The 17639-nt window shown below is 45.3% G+C and carries 19 protein-coding genes and 1 tRNA gene; 10 read left to right on the forward strand and 10 right to left on the reverse strand.

Going from position 1 to position 17639, the window contains the following annotated elements; all coding sequences use genetic code 11:
- Positions 1–301: 301 nt before the first annotated feature.
- The 6 genes from CXF82_RS12450 to CXF82_RS12475 all read right to left on the reverse strand — a co-directional run bounded on the left by CXF82_RS12450 (position 302) and on the right by CXF82_RS12475 (position 7780).
- Entirely contained in the window at positions 302–3559 is a 3258-nt protein-coding gene (locus tag CXF82_RS12450; RefSeq protein WP_102044277.1) for an efflux RND transporter permease subunit, read from the reverse strand.
- Positions 3560–3570: 11 nt separating this feature from the next.
- Complete coding sequence (locus CXF82_RS12455) at positions 3571–4884, reverse strand: efflux RND transporter periplasmic adaptor subunit (RefSeq protein WP_374702337.1); 1314 nt, start codon at positions 4882–4884, stop codon at positions 3571–3573.
- A 25-nt stretch (positions 4885–4909) separates the two neighbouring features.
- Positions 4910–6226 (reverse strand): TolC family protein, encoded by a 1317-nt coding sequence (locus CXF82_RS12460; protein ID WP_102044278.1) that lies wholly within the window; start codon positions 6224–6226, stop codon positions 4910–4912.
- A 355-nt stretch (positions 6227–6581) separates the two neighbouring features.
- Positions 6582–7019: a hypothetical protein gene (locus CXF82_RS12465; RefSeq protein WP_101090294.1), complete on the reverse strand. Its 438-nt coding sequence runs from the start codon at positions 7017–7019 to the stop codon at positions 6582–6584.
- 138 nt (positions 7020–7157) lie between these two features.
- The gene (locus tag CXF82_RS12470) at positions 7158–7334 is read right to left on the reverse strand and encodes a DUF3012 domain-containing protein (RefSeq protein WP_101090295.1); all 177 of its coding nucleotides are present in this window, start codon (positions 7332–7334) and stop codon (positions 7158–7160) included.
- 86 nt (positions 7335–7420) lie between these two features.
- Positions 7421–7780, reverse strand: coding sequence for a SpoIIAA family protein (locus CXF82_RS12475; protein ID WP_101090296.1), 360 nt, complete (start codon positions 7778–7780; stop codon positions 7421–7423).
- A gap of 192 nt (positions 7781–7972) precedes the next feature.
- Between CXF82_RS12475 and arfB the strand changes: the two genes are divergently transcribed.
- From arfB to CXF82_RS12500, 5 genes are all read left to right on the forward strand, one after another.
- Entirely contained in the window at positions 7973–8395 is a 423-nt protein-coding gene (gene arfB / locus CXF82_RS12480; protein WP_101090297.1) for an alternative ribosome rescue aminoacyl-tRNA hydrolase ArfB, read from the forward strand.
- A 93-nt stretch (positions 8396–8488) separates the two neighbouring features.
- Positions 8489–8941 carry a type II 3-dehydroquinate dehydratase gene (gene aroQ, locus CXF82_RS12485; protein ID WP_102044279.1) on the forward strand — a complete coding sequence of 151 codons (453 nt, stop codon included), beginning with the start codon at positions 8489–8491 and terminating at the stop codon, positions 8939–8941.
- 15 nt (positions 8942–8956) lie between these two features.
- A complete protein-coding gene (accB, locus tag CXF82_RS12490) occupies positions 8957–9415 on the forward strand; it encodes an acetyl-CoA carboxylase biotin carboxyl carrier protein (protein WP_101090299.1) in 459 nt (152 codons plus the stop codon).
- Positions 9416–9514: 99 nt separating this feature from the next.
- Positions 9515–10177, forward strand: coding sequence for an SDR family NAD(P)-dependent oxidoreductase (locus tag CXF82_RS12495; RefSeq protein WP_102044280.1), 663 nt, complete (start codon positions 9515–9517; stop codon positions 10175–10177).
- 100 nt (positions 10178–10277) lie between these two features.
- Positions 10278–10631: a hypothetical protein gene (locus CXF82_RS12500; protein ID WP_102039166.1), complete on the forward strand. Its 354-nt coding sequence runs from the start codon at positions 10278–10280 to the stop codon at positions 10629–10631.
- 9 nt (positions 10632–10640) lie between these two features.
- On the opposite strand, the gene CXF82_RS12505 is transcribed toward CXF82_RS12500, so the two are convergent.
- Entirely contained in the window at positions 10641–11282 is a 642-nt protein-coding gene (locus tag CXF82_RS12505) for a DsbA family protein (RefSeq protein WP_101090302.1), read from the reverse strand.
- A 289-nt stretch (positions 11283–11571) separates the two neighbouring features.
- Between CXF82_RS12505 and CXF82_RS12510 the strand changes: the two genes are divergently transcribed.
- Complete coding sequence (locus CXF82_RS12510; protein WP_101090303.1) at positions 11572–12006, forward strand: DUF3859 domain-containing protein; 435 nt, start codon at positions 11572–11574, stop codon at positions 12004–12006.
- A gap of 85 nt (positions 12007–12091) precedes the next feature.
- Positions 12092–12958, forward strand: a complete 867-nt coding sequence (locus CXF82_RS12515; protein WP_101090304.1) for an AraC family transcriptional regulator — start codon at positions 12092–12094, stop codon at positions 12956–12958.
- Between the two features lie 612 nt (positions 12959–13570).
- Here CXF82_RS12515 and CXF82_RS12520 read toward each other — a convergent pair.
- A tRNA-Ser gene (locus tag CXF82_RS12520) sits at positions 13571–13661 on the reverse strand.
- Positions 13662–13705: 44 nt separating this feature from the next.
- On the reverse strand, positions 13706–13837 hold the full coding sequence (locus CXF82_RS22605; RefSeq protein WP_257982779.1) for a hypothetical protein: 132 nt from the start codon (positions 13835–13837) through the stop codon (positions 13706–13708).
- A 99-nt stretch (positions 13838–13936) separates the two neighbouring features.
- Between CXF82_RS22605 and lepB the strand changes: the two genes are divergently transcribed.
- The gene (lepB, locus tag CXF82_RS12525) at positions 13937–14605 is read left to right on the forward strand and encodes a signal peptidase I (protein WP_101090305.1); all 669 of its coding nucleotides are present in this window, start codon (positions 13937–13939) and stop codon (positions 14603–14605) included.
- A 166-nt stretch (positions 14606–14771) separates the two neighbouring features.
- Positions 14772–15284 carry a TlpA family protein disulfide reductase gene (locus tag CXF82_RS12530; RefSeq protein WP_102039164.1) on the forward strand — a complete coding sequence of 171 codons (513 nt, stop codon included), beginning with the start codon at positions 14772–14774 and terminating at the stop codon, positions 15282–15284.
- A 67-nt stretch (positions 15285–15351) separates the two neighbouring features.
- On the opposite strand, the gene CXF82_RS12535 is transcribed toward CXF82_RS12530, so the two are convergent.
- Entirely contained in the window at positions 15352–15870 is a 519-nt protein-coding gene (locus tag CXF82_RS12535) for a hypothetical protein (RefSeq protein WP_101090307.1), read from the reverse strand.
- A 233-nt stretch (positions 15871–16103) separates the two neighbouring features.
- Between CXF82_RS12535 and ubiD the strand changes: the two genes are divergently transcribed.
- On the forward strand, positions 16104–17585 hold the full coding sequence (gene ubiD / locus CXF82_RS12540; RefSeq protein WP_102044281.1) for a 4-hydroxy-3-polyprenylbenzoate decarboxylase: 1482 nt from the start codon (positions 16104–16106) through the stop codon (positions 17583–17585).
- Positions 17586–17639: the final 54 nt, after the last annotated feature.

Consider the following 17639-nt stretch of genomic DNA (forward strand, 5'->3'; position numbering starts at 1 on the left):
CCTGCTCCGCGTACTAAATTCATCAATCACCACATCAGCTAATCATTAAGCAGGTTAGGCAACCTCGTCGTAATGTTAGCAGAAAATTAACGCTTCCCCTGTTACTCATTACCACGTCCTAATAATAGAACTCATGCGACCGCGATTAAAAACCGTAACGATAAAGGCTGAATAAGATACTCAGGCAGACTAATGCTGTGTATCTCACTTTCAACCTCTTTCAGCAGCCTTGCCAAAGAAAAATCTTTGTTTAAAGTAGATTTGCCCCAGCTAAAATCCGCTTAGGGCGTTTGAAGTATGACTAGTCGAGCGTTTCAAAATCCTTACTTAGACCTGAATCGTTAGTCTTGCTACGGTTTTGATACAACCAGCGGTAAAGTGTGGGTAATACTAGCAACGTCAGTGCAGTTGAACTGAATAAGCCACCAATAATAACTATGGCTAAAGGTTGCTGAATTTCGCTGCCAACACCCGATGAGATTAAGATTGGGATCAATCCTAGCGCCGAGGTCAATGCCGTCATTAATACCGGACGTAGACGACCCACTGTCCCCTCATATACCGCGTCATAAAGTGACGCATTGGTTTCAAATTTAACACTAGCTCGACGCTGATTTATCGAATCCACCAGCACGACACCATTCAGTACTGCCACACCAAACAAGGTAATAAAACCAATCGAGCTCGGTACGGAAAGGTAAGTACCGCTGGCATAAAGCGCAACAACACCACCAATCAATGCTAAAGGTACGTTGGCCATAATGAGCGCCACTTGCTTAATCGAACCAAAAGAGAAGTACAGCAACAGTGCTATCAACGCTATTGAGATAGGCACTACCAGCATGAGCTTCTGTTGAGCACGCTGTTGGTTTTCATATTGCCCACCCACCACAACGGTATAACCCGGTGGAAGTTCCGCTTGTGGAACCACAGCATAGATATCGTCAACCACTGAGCCCATATCGCGGCCAGCAACGTTAGCTTGCACCACTACGCGGCGCTGCACGTCATCACGACGAATGTTTGGTGGTGCCATTTCAATGACAACGTCAGCAACCTCTCCTAGACGAACCGTTGCGCCACTCACTCCGGTTAACAGCAAGTCACGCAAGGCATCAGGAGAGCTACGATACTCTTTCGCTAAACGCACATTAATATCATAACGTGCATTACCATCAATCACTTGGCCGGCACTCACGCCACCAATACCTTGGCTAACCAGACTCATGACTTCATCGACGCTGATACCGTAACGCGCTAATAGATCACGCTTCGGACGAACGACGAGCTGTGCTTCACCGCTTACTTGCTCCAAAGAAACATCAACAGCGCCAGGGATTTTAGCCACTAGGTCGGTTAACGCTTGGCCACGCTCAGACAGTACGTCCAAGTCTGGTCCAAAAATCTTAATCGCTAGCTGAGCTTTGACACCTGACAGCAGTTCATCTACACGGGTTGCAATCGGTTGGGAAAAAGTAAACAACAGACCAGGATAGATACTGAGTTTATCTTCCATTTTACGTTGTAGCTCTAAGCGTGTTTCTGAATGCTCCCACTGATCTATCGGCTTAAGGCCAATATAGATCTCGATATTGCTCACCGGCTCCGGATCGCCACCGAGTTCAGGGGCACCAATACGGCTTAGGGCATAGTCAACTTCAGGGAACTCAAGCAACATAGCTTCCAGTTTTGGTGCAACTTCCAGAGAAGTCCCTAAACTGGCAGTGGGTGCTAGCGTCACACGTAAGTTAATCGTGCCCTCTTCAAGTTCAGGTACAAATTCAGTTCCCAATCTTGGTAGTAGCATCATGCTCATGGCAAACATCACCACAGCAGTAATAACGACCACTTTAGGACTGCCCATTGTGGCGGTCAACAACTTGCGATATACCGCATCAATAGGTTTGAGTACCACACTTTCTTTGAGTGTCACACCATGCTTGAAGAGATACACCGCTAGTGCCGGTACCGCGATGAGCGCGACAAGGAGTGCCGAGATCATGGCGAGAATGATACTTATCGCCATCGGTTGGAATAGCTTACCTTCGACACCTTCTAAGGCGAATAAAGGGGCAAACACCACGATAATAATCGCGGTCGCAAAGAAGATTGGACTGCACACTTCTTTAGCTGCCAGCGTGATCCGCATCGCGATACCGCTACGCTCATCCAGCTCAAGACCATCTTCACCGGCATGGTGCGGATCATCCTCACCCGATGCACGTGCTTGCGCATCAGCTAAGTGACGTCGGTCTGGTTGGGTAAGGTGTTTGAAAATATTCTCAACCATCACCACTGAGCCATCGACCAACATACCAATCGCAACCGCTAAGCCACCGAGTGACATTAAGTTTGCCGACATACCAAAGTAAGACATCACCAGTAATGCCAAACCAATAGAGACTGGAATAGAGAGCAGTACTAACATGGTGGCGCGAATGTTGACTAAAAATAACGCTAAGATCACCACGATAAACACAAAGGCCATTAACAATGCATCACGCACTGTCTCTACTGCTCTGTTGACGAGATCCGCTTGATCGTAAAACACCTCAAATGATACGCCATCAGGTAGTGCCTGCTCTATCAATGCGGTACGCGCACTAATATCATCAATGGTTGCTTTGGTGTTCGCGCCCATTCGCTTAAGCACCACACCCGCAACAACTTCACCCAAGACTTGTTTATTACCCGCCTCATCACGGCGAGTCATGGTTACTGCGCCAACACGGATTTCGCTGCCGTACCCAACATTAGCAATATCACTCACTCGTACCGGTGTGCCACCAACTTCAGTGAGTGGGATTTGCTTAATCGCTTTTAAACCCGCGTCGCCCGCTGGAAGTAAACCATAACCGCGCACCACTAGCTGTTCTTGGCCTTGGTCCATAAACCAACCGCCCGCGTTACGGTTATTACTCTCTAATGCGCTCGTCACCTCTGCCATCGATAAGCCGTAGCTGCGCATCTTGTTGGGATCGATCTGAACTTGATATTGACGAACTTCACCACCAAACGACAAGACTTCAGTGACGCCGCCAACGGGCATCAAAATCAGCTTTACCAGGTAATCGTTTAAGCTTCTAAGTTCCGACGCGTCAATACCAGAACCTGGGTCTGCACGCAAAATGTATTGGTAAATTTGCCCTAAACCAGAGGTGTTGGGACCAATTTCCGGTACCCCAACCCCATCAGGGATCATCTCTCTGGCGGCTTGCAACTGTTCAAATACTTGCTGACGAGCAAAATAGATATCAGTGCCTTCCTCAAATACCACGGTCACAATCGATAAACCGGTACGAGATAGAGAACGCACTTCGGTTACCGATGGCAGCGCGTACATTGCCGACTCAACGGGATAACTAATTAACTTCTCAACTTCTTCAGCAGCAAGTCCTTCAGCCGCCGTATTGATGGTTACCTGTACATTGGTAACATCAGGAAATGCATCTAAATTTAGATTTGGCAGCATAGCCACACTGGCGATTACCGCGCCGACGAGTGCAAGCACCACCATCAAACGGTTGCGGATCGCCGCATCAATTAATTTTTGTAACATAGCGACCGCCTTTAGTGATTGTGAATATCGAAGCCAGACTTCGCTTGCTCAGAAGCTAAAAAGAACGCTCCAGAAACCACGACTTTAGAACCTGACGCTAAACCACGCACTAGGTTCATGCCACGTTGACGTTCAATAACCTCAACCTCCTGAGCTTCAAAACCATCTTCATCTTCAATAAACACCTGCCAGTCGCCATCGCCACCACGCGTCAACGCCGCATCAGGCAGTATCACCCCACCTTGTTGCGCATCGGGTAAATAAAGTTCAGCAAACTGTCCGGCGTGTAATACATAGCCCGCATTTTCAAAGCTCACTAAAATTTGCTCGGTACGCGTCACACTATCGAGCTCATGTGAGCGACCAATGATCTTGGCGTTTAGACTTTTATCTCCCACTTTCACAATCGCTTTAGTGCCTATGCTCACTTTCTCAGCTTGCGCTGGTGTAAGCTCAGCTTGCACCCATAAATGCGACTCATCAGTCAGCTGCATTATTGCAGTACCCGCTGGAATAATCTGGCCTAACATGGCTAAGTCCTGTTGAACTCGGCCATTGATCGGCGCTAACAGTTGATAGCTGCCGATGGTTTCTGGGCTTGATGCCAATGCCTTTATCTGCTCTGATGTCATCTTCATCGCTTCAAGTGTGGCGCGCTTAAGCTCAGCATCGACTTGGGCTTGTAAGCGACGACTGGCACTTACTGCACTTTTACTCATGCGTTTAACTCGACTCCACTCCGCTGCGGCATTAATGTAATCAGCCTGTGCTTGAGCCACTGCGACCCCCCCTAAAGTCAGCAAAATATCACCTTGCTTAACTTCTTGACCTGGTACCACATTGCGCTTTTGGACGCGCACATCAACTTGTGGTGCAATGGTAACGGTGCGGTCGCGATCAACGACTAATGTTGCCGTAGCAACGGCTTCTAAACTAAAACTCTGCTCGGTTAACGTCACCACCTCTATCCCAGCCAATTCACGCTGTTCAGTGGTAAGTTTTAGCGCATCGAGCCCATGCTCTTCTTCTGTTTCTGCTTCACCGACAGCATCGTGGCCGTGACCATCGTCTGCTTTAATGCCAGTGCTTACGTCCTTGCTAGCTGAAGTTTCTTCTACACTCTCTTGCTCATGGGCATGCCCTTCACCTGCCGTTGCCACTAGCGGCATAATAAACGCACTGCTTAACGCCATGATTAAACCAAAGCTCATTGCGCGGGTAATCGCATTTAATCCAAAAACACCCTTGTTAGCGCACATGTTGAGTGAAGTATTCATTTTTTCTACCGTCATCATATTATTGGTCTTAATATTAGTGATTTTCATACTATTGCTTTCCATAATCAGGCCCTTACTTAACCGTGGTACGCGCTGTTTGTGGAAGCTGGCTATTGAGGTAATACTCAAGTTGGCCACTTGCTCCCATCCATGTCAGCCAGTTTTCATACAGGGCTGATTCCAAAGCGAGTCCAGCCAAATAGCTATTGCTCATCTGTCTTTGGCTTTGTAAGTAATCACTGGTGTTAATATCACCGGTTTTCCATTGCTGCGCTAAGCTCTTTGCCGCCGCCAAACCTGAAGTCAGTACCAACTCACGCCAATCTTGATAATGCTGAGTGAGTCTAGGTAGGCTTAAAGTAAACTGCTTTTGCTGCTGCAGTAATACACGTTCTTGTGCAAGGTAAGTTTGCTCTGCAATCGTGATCCCTTCATTAGCCACCGCAATCACTTCGCTGTAGTTATTTCTAAACTGCAGCGGTATTGACACACCAACACCGACTTTATTTTCATCGCCTTCTCTCTCAGCACTTAAGCTAATAGTGGGGTCTGCGGCGTTATCGGATTGGGCCTGTTTAGCTGCCACTTTAGCGACTAATACTTGCTGATACGCACTTTTCAATGCCGGCAGTTCAGGAGATACATCGACCTTGCTGGCTTGAATAGTTAAGGTATTTAAGAAGTCAGCAAACGGTAAGTTCACCTCTCCAAATAACCCTAAAACAGCACCATCTGCCGCAATTGACGCTTGCTCAGCTAAGGCGTAAACAGCAGCATTACTGGCGACCTCAAGTTGCATTAGCTGCAACTCAACATTAGACAAATCGCCCACTTCTGTACGTTGGCGGGCAATATCCAGTTGAGCTTTCGCGAGTTTGAACTGCTGTTTTTGAAATTGAAGAGCTTTTTGAGCTTGGGCTTGATTCGCTAACGCTTGCAGACGTTCAGCCAACATTTGACTGCGCTCGAGCGTAATATCAGACAGCAATATTTCGTTTTCGAGTTGTGCCATCCGCGTTGCAACACCACGCTTGTCTCCCCAATCGATGGTTTGGCTGATGTCGAGCGTATAAGTATCGTCTGATGCTTCAGAGTCATTTTTTTGATAGCTCATGCCCAGTTCTGGGTTATAAACCGCTTTGTCTGCGGCTTGAACACTCAATTGAGCCTGCTGACGTCGTGCGCTTTGCGCTTGGATTTCTGGCAGTGCGTTAAAGCTCAACATCACTTTAGGCAGCCAGTCGCTAAACTGGCCAGCCTGGTGACTTGATGCGCTGATTTGTGAGGCTGGCATTGCGGCCATTAAGTCTGCTTCTGCTGCTATTACTGGTGAGGTTACGGCACTTGCCCAACACCCGAGCAACAGAGTAGCGATTATGGTTTTTTTCATCGCGATTCCTATCAATCCGACGATATTCTCTATTTTAGGTTTACCTCAGAGATCCATAAAATGAATGCTCAAAGACACCTTTAATTGGAGAACAATTACGTCAGATATCATACAAATCACCTACAACTAAAGCGTTGTTGGTCGATCTGTATCAATCTTTATAAGAGTAGTATGGAAGCGCCATTTGATGCATTACCCGTGGTGATATGACTCACTAAAAGTAGTCTGCTAGGCACTTTTCACACTAAATAAATGGTAAAGATTCAGCAAAGATAAAATACAACTGCAGGTTAGCGACGAGAGCAAAGCGCTATCATCGTGACTCAGAATTTTTGTATTTTGGTGCTGATAGGGATCAAACTATAGGAGGGCGGTAATCTTGCAATGGTACGGGTGGTAGATATTGCTTATTACTGGCATGCAACATATCGTCGACTGGAATGGCAGGTGTTATCGACGCAATTGACATTGCGGTGACATGACCACCATGACAAGGGCAATCAAGACACAAATCAAAACTCTTCGACTCTGTCTTAACAATAGTATGTTTATGCAATGCAGAGCCTTGTTCGCTAGCTTGTTGCTCTAGCGAACAGGTACAGTCATCAATACATTGCACTAATGTGCTGACTTCAGCATTAAATTTGACGTGTGGGTGACATTCGCTCTCTTGCTCATGATCGCCTAAATGTAACTGGTGCGCGCCAAGATTTCCGCCTACAAATTGCAGGAGAACAATCGCGATAAGCACGGCTGTTAGCTTTAGAAGATGTTGAGGAGCAAATAAACGCAAACTTCACCTATCAATTGAATTAAAAAACACAGCGGTCTGCCAGATATGACCGACATAGTATCTTAAAGTTCACTTCGCACAACTTTTTATATTGCCCTTAGTGAACTTCATCGCATTTAGTGCCGCGGGATGATAGCGTTATTTAAATACACAATGTTTCGCATAATCAGTAGCTTCATTAGTGCTCCAGTCCCCAGACGGTTTCTCACTCATCTGCTGGCACCAGGCTTCACTACCCACTTCAGGCGCACAGGCGGTCATACCCATGGCCAACACTAACGCCAAACATGTTGCTGATAATTTTGACAGAGACATCTTTAATCCTTTTTATAGACTGAGAGCAAGTACTCACCCGTATTTATTCTTGGACTAGTATACCAATACCTATGCATATATAAACTCTAGGTACGCGCAGCAATCCAATCGATCGCTTGTTGTTTTTGCTCTAACGGGTACCACGCTACTTCACCTTGCATAAAGGGCCCTAGCAACCTAACGGCATTACCAAACCAGTCAGGGCCACCGACCAGTACCAAGGCCTCGAAATTGGGTAATTGCACCTTGCCACTCCCCGCTAACGACTCATGCTGCCAACCTTCAAGCAAGACATCTGCTTCAACGTATAAACACACTTTGCCATTGTTATCTCGGTATTTTTCAATCATCGGCTGCAATATTTGAGCGTAATCTTCAGTGGATAATCGACCACTGGCAAATAAGCTAATGACGCCTTTGGCGATATCTGGGATCTTACACAGCATATATAGGCTCCATAACGCTACACTTTAGTTTAAAAAGTCGTATCAATAATCGCTTGATGATAGCAAATCAAAATTGAAGGAAAAGCGGCTTAAGCCCTTATTTTAGCTTAAAGTCTGTTAACATTGACCTTCATCAAGCTTAGCATCGTCAACTTGGGCTTGAAATGAACCTTTTAGAGTAGGTATTATTCCTTGGCATTAATTAAAATATCCAACGCGGTTTCTATTCAAGACAACGAAATTGAATGGCAATTTATACGCTCCAGTGGTGCTGGTGGTCAACACCTCAATAAAGTATCTACTGCAGCGCAGCTGATTTTCGATATTAAGAACTCATCTTTACCTGAGTTCTACCAAGCACGTTTGCTCTCTAAAGCCGATCATCGCATCACAAAAAGTGGCAAGATCATTATCAAATGCCAACAGAGTCGTAGCCAGGACTTTAACCGTCAAACGGCGCTAGAGCAGTTTGTCGCTTTAGTTGCGAGTGTCGCTGTCGTACAAAAAAAGCGAATTGCCACTAAACCGACTAAAGGCAGCCAACGTCGCCGCATTGATAGTAAAAAGCAGAAAGGGGCAACCAAAGCCCTAAGACAAAATAAAAGTGAACATTGAACATTGAACACTAATTTTAGTTCAACAACCTATTGATTGATTTTAAATCAATCAATAGCGTACTTTAATACGGTTTATCCAAGGGGATTTTTTATGAGCAGCCAAGCCAAAATATTACTCGTCAATGGTCCTAATCTGAATTTACTCGGACGCAGAGAGCCCGGGCATTATGGACATCATACCCTTGAGCACATTGTTAATGGCCTAAAACAGCAAGCTGCTGATGCCAACGTGCTGTTAGATCATATTCAATCTAACGCCGAGCACCTATTAATTGAGGCGATACATAATACCGATGCCAATTTTGTCATTATCAATCCCGCGGCTTTCACCCATACCAGTGTTGCGCTGCGCGATGCACTTTTAGGCGTCGCAATCCCCTTCATCGAAGTGCATCTATCTAACGTCCATAGTCGCGAACCTTTCCGCCACCACTCCTATTTCTCCGATAAAGCCGTGGGGGTTATTTGCGGTTTAGGCGCTCAGGGTTATCAATTTGCACTACAATCGGCGATCGCTCAGCTGAACGCATCAAAACAAAAATAAGGTCACTGGCCCAATATGGATATTCGTAAGATAAAAAAGCTGATTGAGTTAGTTCAAGAGTCGGATATTGCCGAACTAGAGATCAAAGAAGGTGAAGAGTCGGTGCGTATTTGCCGTCACAGTCCGCTGCCTATTCAAGCTGGCGTACAAACATTTCTAGTCCCCGCAAGCAGTGTGGCCGCGCCGACGGCAGAGCCAAGTTCCAATACTGGCGCGAGCAAACACTATGATGATTTAGACAGCCATAAACTGCTATCACCCATGGTTGGCACCCTCTATCTGACGGATAAAAATACTGACAAGCCATTATGCTTTCTAGGGCAACAGGTAAAGCAAGGCGACATTGTTTGTATCATTGAAGCCATGACGATGATGAATCGTATTGCGGCAGATAAAAGTGGCACCATCACCGCTATATTAATCGAAGATGGTGAGCAAATAGACTTTGAACAACCACTGCTAGTAATAGAGTAATTCTACCTAAATACGCCTACAATTACGCTGGCGCAACACCTCTGCAACGAGCATATTCAGGTCGTTGTGTATAGACAGAATCAAAGGAAATAGACCGCGATGGTATTGATCACAGGTGCAAGCTCAGGTTTAGGCGCAGCGTTGGCGACACTATACAGTCAAGAATCCGCAGTTTGCATCAGCGGTCGTAATCCAGAACGTTTAAACACTCTCGCGGCAAACTTGGGTGCCAATGTCACCCCTCACAGCTGCGATCTCAGTAATGAGCACTCTGTCATCAGCTTATTTGATTCATTGCCACAAACGCCCTCTGTCATCATTCACAGTGCGGGGAGTGGCTATTTTGGTCGTTTAGAAGAGCAATCCGCAGCGGCGATAAATGCCTTGATCAGCAACAATGTCACCTCGGCAATAATGCTCCTGCGCGAGGCCGTAAAACGTTATAAAGATAAGCCTGTCACGGTGGTGATTGTGATGTCAACGGCCGCGCAAATGGCTAAGGCTGAAGAGTCCACTTATTGCGCCGTAAAATGGGCGGTGCGAGGTTTAGTTGAGTCGGTTCGACTAGAGTTAAAGAGCCATCCGATGAAACTGATTGCGGTATATCCAGGGGGGATGGCAACATCATTTTGGGATACCAGTGGTAAATCCCTTAATACCAGTCACTTTATGAGCGCAGAAGAAGCCGCTCTGATGTTAAAGCAAGCCCTGACGGCAACAGAACATGGCTATATCTCTGATATCACCATTAACCGCGGATAATAGTGATACACGAATTAAAGCGTGAAATAAAAATAATGGAATCGTTTTCTATACTTATAAAAATTGATTTACATCACTCAACGTCCACTTAGGAGTATTGATGCGAAGTTGCCTTATATTCACCCTATTTACCGCACTGTGTTTATTTATAGGCTACCACGCTTATTTTTTCATTATGCCTAGCGTTGAGATCAACAACCAGTCCGGGCAACTACTGACCCGCGTTGAAGTCAGTCTCCCCAACAATAATCTGGTATTCGATAATATCGATCCGTCTAAAAGCATGCGTATTCACCACAGCACCGAACAAGTGGATGGTGAATATATCTATCGCATCCGGCTGTCTTCTGGTGAACAAATTAACGGCCGCTGCGGTTATGTTACCCACAACCAATATATGAAAGTACTCGCCTTAACCGTCAACAATGAGCACCACGTTAACTGTGTAGAGTAGCCCTAGCCACTAGACTTCGAGTTTGGCCTCTTTCATCAGCAGTGCAATTTGGTTAAAGCTGGTTGGTGCATTTTTATAATCCAACTCAATTAATATTAAGTCGCCATTTAGCGCCAGCACCAAAGAGGGAAAGCCCTGAATGGGTAACCGTCTTGTTTGACTTATCTCTTGCTGCAATCGACTTTTGGTTAAATCACTATTGAGCGCTTTAGCAAAAGCCTCACGATCCATTGCTAACTTGCTGGCGATATCAACCAATGTTGTATCATCTGAAGGGTTCTTCGCTTCAAGATAATACGCCTGCTGCACCGCAAGATAAAACTCGGCTTCTAGCCCTGCATCCCGCGCCAACAATATTGCACGACACGCTGGATAGGTGGCTCTTTTTGGCTGACACTCAGTCCAAAAATCAAAGTTAAATTGAGTGCCTAACTGCACTGAAATACGCTGCCATGTCTGCTGTAAAAAGACCTGCATATCTTGCGGCATCGGCTCGTCGGTATCGGCTGCTAGCCCGCCTAAACGATACTCAATAGCGAGGTCTGGGAATTGTTGTTTTAGTTGGTTTTCTAACAGTGACCATGTTGGTTTATAACCCCAACACCAGCTGCACATAGGGTCGTAGACGTAAAATAGAGTAGCAAGATTCATAAAGTTGACTTCATCCTAATTGAATTGAGAAGTAAGTAAGCGGCTTATGCAGTTTCAATCCATAGCATCAACACTACCTAGCTATCAAATTGATGATTATAAAAATGCTAATGTTCGATACATAAGTCCACATCAGATTACCTTGCCTGCTAAAAATGTCCACTCGAACAGCATTTTATGCTGTACAGAAATATTCACGTTTAATCCTATTAGCTGCGTAACATGAAAGTTGGCGCTATTTTGGGTATCCTTATTACCTCTTAAACTCTTACATGAAGACTTGCCACTCATGTCTAAACTCAAACCTGATGTCAATATCATTCGTAGCGGTATTTTCACCCAATGGGACGAAGACAGTGATGACTTGCCTAAATTGACGAAAGCAACGATACACGTGCCCGCTGAAGTCGACATTGAGTTTGGTTTTGTCGCGCAGATAAAAAAAGCCAAGAACCAAGTATTACGCTACTGCATATACCATCCCGACATTCCCGATGCCAACGGCGATATTCGGCCCCCCTTTGACGGTGAAGTTTACATAAAGTCTAATGACTGGAAGTTCTACATTGGCGACACCATCTGGGCACCAGAACACAATAAAGTCGGCAAATGGCGCATGACACTTGAGCTCAAAGGCAAAGTCATTGCCGAGAAAACCTTTAAAGTACACCTCAATGAAGAGGGTGACAAAATAGGTGCATTCTGGAAGCGACGCGGATTTTAACGATTAATAAACTAGTCAGCAATTTCGGTCAGGTAACGTCTGTGGTTCACTGTAATAATAGCTTCGCACTTGAGGAGAGATTGAAATGAGCCAGCAGACAAGCCAACACTATTCAGCCAAAATTGTCGCGATTTGCGATTATATTGCCCTGCATTTAGACGACGACCTAAATGTGCAACAGTTGAGTCAGGTGGTTCATTTTTCGAAATATCATTTTCATCGACAGTTTCAGGTTTTTACCGGGATCAACGTTGGGAGATACATCTTGATGATGCGTCTTAAAAGAGCCTCATATCGATTAGTATTTCATGCTAATGAGCGGATAACGGATATCGCGCTTGATGCTGGCTTTGAAAACTCAGAATCCTTCTCTCGTGCGTTTAAAAAGGCATTTATACAAACTCCATCTCAGTTTCGACTCACACCGAATTGGCAGCTGTGGAGTGACGAATATGAGAAAATGAACCTAACGAGGAATGATACTGTGAATATAGAATTAACCCATAGAGAAGAGACACAAGTTGCTGTATTGGAACACCACGGCGCGCCGCAAACACTCAACGACTCACTCCAAAAGTTTATTGAGTGGCGCAAAGCCACAACCGACTCTCCAGTGGCCAGCAGCCAATCGATAGGCGTGCCGTATAACGACCCCAACACTGTACCTGCCGAGCAGTTTCACTTTGACATTTGTGGCTCCCTCACCCAAGAGTTACAGGCCAATGATTACGGCGTGATCGCCAAAATGATTCCCGGCGGCCGCTTTGCCAAAATAAGACATTTAGGATCGCATCAGCAGATGGATGAAAAAATCTATCAATTCTACCGCGATTGGTTACCTACAAGTGGAGAGCAATTAAGAGATTTTCCGCTGTTCTTCCAATATATGAACCTGTTTCCAGCAGTCCCTGAAAACGAGCTGATTACCGATATCTATTTTGCATTGAAATAGTGGCTATCGCCTTACACCAGAGCGATTAAATAGCGTTATCTTAATGCGGCTGACTCTAATCAAGAGGAACAATAGGATTCTTATTATCCCATACGAAAAAGGGCTACCATTTCTGGTAGCCCTTCATCTTAATGTGGCGCAGAGATAGCTGGCTTTAAACAATAGGAACCCTTAGGGTTCAATTCGGCCATGTTTAAACACAAATAGCAGAAAAGCAAAAAGCCCTTAGCATTTCAGCTAAGGGCTTCGTCTTAATATGGCAGAGAGATAGCTGGTTCTAATCAAGAGGAACCTTAGGATTCTTATTTTCCCATACGAAAAAGGGCTACCATTTCTGGTAGCCCTTCATCTTAATGTGGCGCAGAGATAGGGATTTGAACCCTACGTGACTGCGCTACAAACCCTAAGCTGACTCTAACTATCATTATCTTTCGTTTCCCATACGAAAAAGGGCTACCATTTCTGGTAGCCCTTCATCTTAATGTGGCGGAGAGATAAGGATTTGAACCCTACGTGACTGCGCTACAAACCCTAAGCTGACTCTAACTATCATTATCTTTCTTTTCCCATACGAAAAAGGGCTACCATTTCTGGTAGCCCTTCATCTTAATGTGGCGGAGAGATAGGGATTTGAACCCTAGATAGGCTACAAACCTATGCCGGTTTTCAAGACCGGTGCATTCGACCACTCTGCCATCTCTCCGAACGCCGTGAATAATAGGGATATCGAGTTAGAATGTAAAGCCTCTATTTGTTCAACTGGGCAACAAATAGACCATTTAATGCATTTTCTGCAATATAGCGGTTTTCTTGCTGTATTATCCAGCAAATTGGCACGTAAAAATCATCGATACAACCCTCTACAGACTCGCAATTCATATTTGGTTACCTTTATATCTAGCTGAAATATGAATTTTTGCAGAGTGACATAGTCTCAAATAGGAGAATAAGCACCAAAATCAATAAAGGAACTATTGTATGAGAAGATTTCTAACGCTACTAAAACAGAACCGCTCACTTATTTTGTTTATTTCACTAATGCTGGTGTTCAGAAGCGCAGTTGCCGACTGGAACAGTGTCCCCACAGGTTCAATGAAACCCACCATCGTCGAAGGTGATCGTCTACTGGTGAATAAAATGGCTTACGATCTGCGTATTCCGTTTACCCATATATCCATTGCCAAGCTTGCTGATCCGCAACGTGGCGACATCGTTATCTTTGACTCAAAGGCCAGTAACAAGAAATTGGTCAAGCGAGTAATAGGCCTTCCCACTGACACAATAGTAATGCGCGACAATGTGTTATCGATTAATGGTGAAGTACTGCAGTATAGCGACGCGTCCGAGCCAAAATTGGATAATTCAGACATTCGGGTTGAGCACCTTTTGGGCTTAAGCCATCAGGTAAAAATTGCAGGGATGTCGGGGCAAGGTGTTATTACACGTCAATCTAGTTTTGGCCCCATTACAGTACCAGAAGGGCATTATTTGGTGCTTGGAGATAATCGCGAACATAGTGCGGATTCAAGAATGATTGGTTTTGTGCCAAGAGCCGAAATCGTTGGCCGTTCAAAAACCGTGGTATTTTCGGCTAACTACGATAATTACTACCTGCCAAGACCAGAGCGTTTCTTCCATTCGCTATAATATTGAGTAAAGGGACCCCGTCCTTTTCTCACAGGCTAGCTGCCTATGGTCTCTAAGCACTATCAGCCGACTTTGCTAATGCTGCATACAACAAGCTTTAAGAAGCCTTATACAAATGGGTTAGGCTTTGTTACTTTAGGGCGACTTACAGATGAATGGATGCCCTATGAGAGCCCTAACACTGATCCTAACCAGCTTGTTTATATTGACGACAACAGGCTGCGCAAACAATATCGAACACGCCACTGCTCAGCAAAACAAAACAGAATACTTAACCTATGTGGAAGCCGGTGACAAAGTGCCTGTAACCCATTTTGTTGATACTCAAGGAAACAGCATTGACCTGAGCGAGTCGCGTAATAATAAGTTACTCATTTTATTCGCCACTTGGTGCCATGATTCACAACGCACCATCAAACACCTCACCGCGTCAGATATTTATTTGAGCCCTAATGTCGATATTATTGGTATTGGTCGAGAGGAAAATAACGCGGCGCTCGATAAGTTTGCCCAAGAGTATGAACTCAACTTTGCCCTCGTTGCTGATACCGATAGAAGTATCTATAACCAATTTGCCAACACCGGTATACCCAGATTGATATTACTCGATGCTGACAATAATGTGGTCAAGACCCTTATTGGTGAAACTGAGAATGTAATAACTGAAGTGGTTTGGTGATTTGCATTAGCGTGAGGTCGCGCTTATATGTGCGACCTTGTTAATACATGTTTGACACCAAACTAAGTTAATCAACCTTGTTGTAGGTTTTACTATTCCAGTCAAACACGTACTCGACCCCTTGCCACTCATAAACAGTGTGACCATCTTTTTGTACCACACGGGCATTTTCCGGCAAATGCGTTAAGCCCGTTGCATAGCTAACACTGGTTGTCACTCGTTCTGGAGGCGATATAACTTTAGCCTCTGCTTGACGGTAAACAGGCTGCTGATAACGATAAGGGGATGTATATTGGTTACGATTATAACCCCAACGAGAACCATAGTGGCCCCAGCCTGGACGGTAATAGCGGCCACGATATGGGTACGAATACCACCCATTTGATACACCAACATTCCAGCGCCATGGGTCATTAAAATTTGAATTCCAACCACTGCCCCAGCCTACGCCCACACTAACGTTACTCACAGCCCATAGTGGCGGTGCGACAAAGCGTAAATGCTGCTGTGAAACCGCATTACCAGCCCATGCAGAACTCGACACCAGCAGTATTACCGTAAATAACCTCACTAAAAGTTGTTTCATCGCCATACTCCTACGCTAATATTACATTAGCAAAACATAAAGCATTGACCTATTTTACGCCCAAATACGATTTACACCAATGCCATTTAAAGTCGTGTCGAATGTTAAAACCAACCTATAACTAACGACTGGATCTTTAGCGTACTCGGCTTTGATGAACAGGCGTTTAACGCCTACGTGAATAATGCTATAGTGCGCGCCATATCACACTTTATAGCGATGAGAATTCCCCTATGAGTTTTAAGGATTTACGCAGTTTTATAGACCACCTAGAGAGCAATGGTGAGCTTAAGCGTATTAGTCATCCAGTCGACCCTCATTTGGAAATGACAGAGATTGCCGATCGCGTTCTGCGCTCAAAAGGCCCCGCTCTGTTATTCGAAAACCCTGTCGGTAATGACATGCCAGTGCTAGTGAATCTGTTCGGTACGCCGAAACGAGTCGCTATGGCTTTAGGTAAAGAAGATCCTCTCGCACTTCGAGATGTCGGTGAACTACTCGCGTTTCTAAAAGAACCAGAGCCACCGCGCGGCTTTAAAGATGTGATCGCAAAAATCCCGATGTTTAAGCAAGCCTTAAACATGCCGCCTAAAACAGTGCGTAATCCACCTTGCCAACAAGTGGTCAAAAGCGGCGATGAAGTTGATCTAACCCGACTGCCAGTCCAACACTGCTGGCCAGGAGACGTTGCTCCCTTGGTGAGTTGGGGGCTGACAATTACTAAAGGTCCACGCCAAAAGCGCCAAAATTTGGGGATCTATCGTCAGCAATTACTTGGTAAAAACAAACTGATTATGCGCTGGCTTGATCATCGCGGCGGCGCATTGGACTTTAAAGATTTCAAAGAGAAATACCCCGGTGAGCGCTACCCCGTCGTCGTGGCTATTGGCGCTGACCCTGTCACCATTTTAGCAGCCGTGACCCCTGTACCAGACACTATGAGTGAATATGCCTTTGCGGGATTGCTCCGTGGTGAGCGCACTGAAGTGTGTAAAGCTATCACTTGTGATTTAGAAGTTCCCGCCACCAGCGAAATCATTCTCGAAGGCTATATCGATCCTGATGAGATGGCTGAAGAGGGTCCATACGGTGACCATACCGGTTACTACAATGAGACAGACTCTTTCCCTGTCTTTAGTGTGACCCACATGACCCATCGAAAAGATGCGATATACCACAGCACCTACACCGGCCGTCCACCTGATGAGCCAGCTATGCTAGGTCTAGCATTGAATGAAGTTTTTGTGCCTATTTTGCGCAAACAATACCCAGAGATCATCGACTTCTATCTGCCACCAGAAGGTTGCTCATACCGTATGGCAGTGATCTCTATCCGTAAGGAATATCCGGGTCATGCCAAGCGTGTGATGATGGGTGCGTGGTCGTTCTTACGTCAGTTTATGTACACCAAATTTATTGTTGTCGTCGACGAAGACGTCAACTGTCGAGATTGGAATGATGTGATCTGGGCCATTACGACTCGAATGGATCCCAAGCGTGACACAGTAATGATAGAAAATACGCCTATCGATTATCTCGATTTTGCTTCGCCCGTGACTGGACTCGGTTCCAAAATGGGCATGGATGCAACCAATAAATGGCAAGGTGAAACCGATCGTGAATGGGGTACACCTATCGTGATGGATGAAGCCGTCAAACAAAAAATAGATGCTATATGGAGCGATCTAGGAATAGATGACGCCCCCACCCTATAACGCGGTATAGCCCCTAGGCGATACGCAAAATGTATGTTGAATAAGCTTCCAAAG

The sequence above is a fragment of the Shewanella sp. GutDb-MelDb genome, assembly GCF_002836075.1.
GTDB lineage: Bacteria > Pseudomonadota > Gammaproteobacteria > Enterobacterales > Shewanellaceae > Shewanella.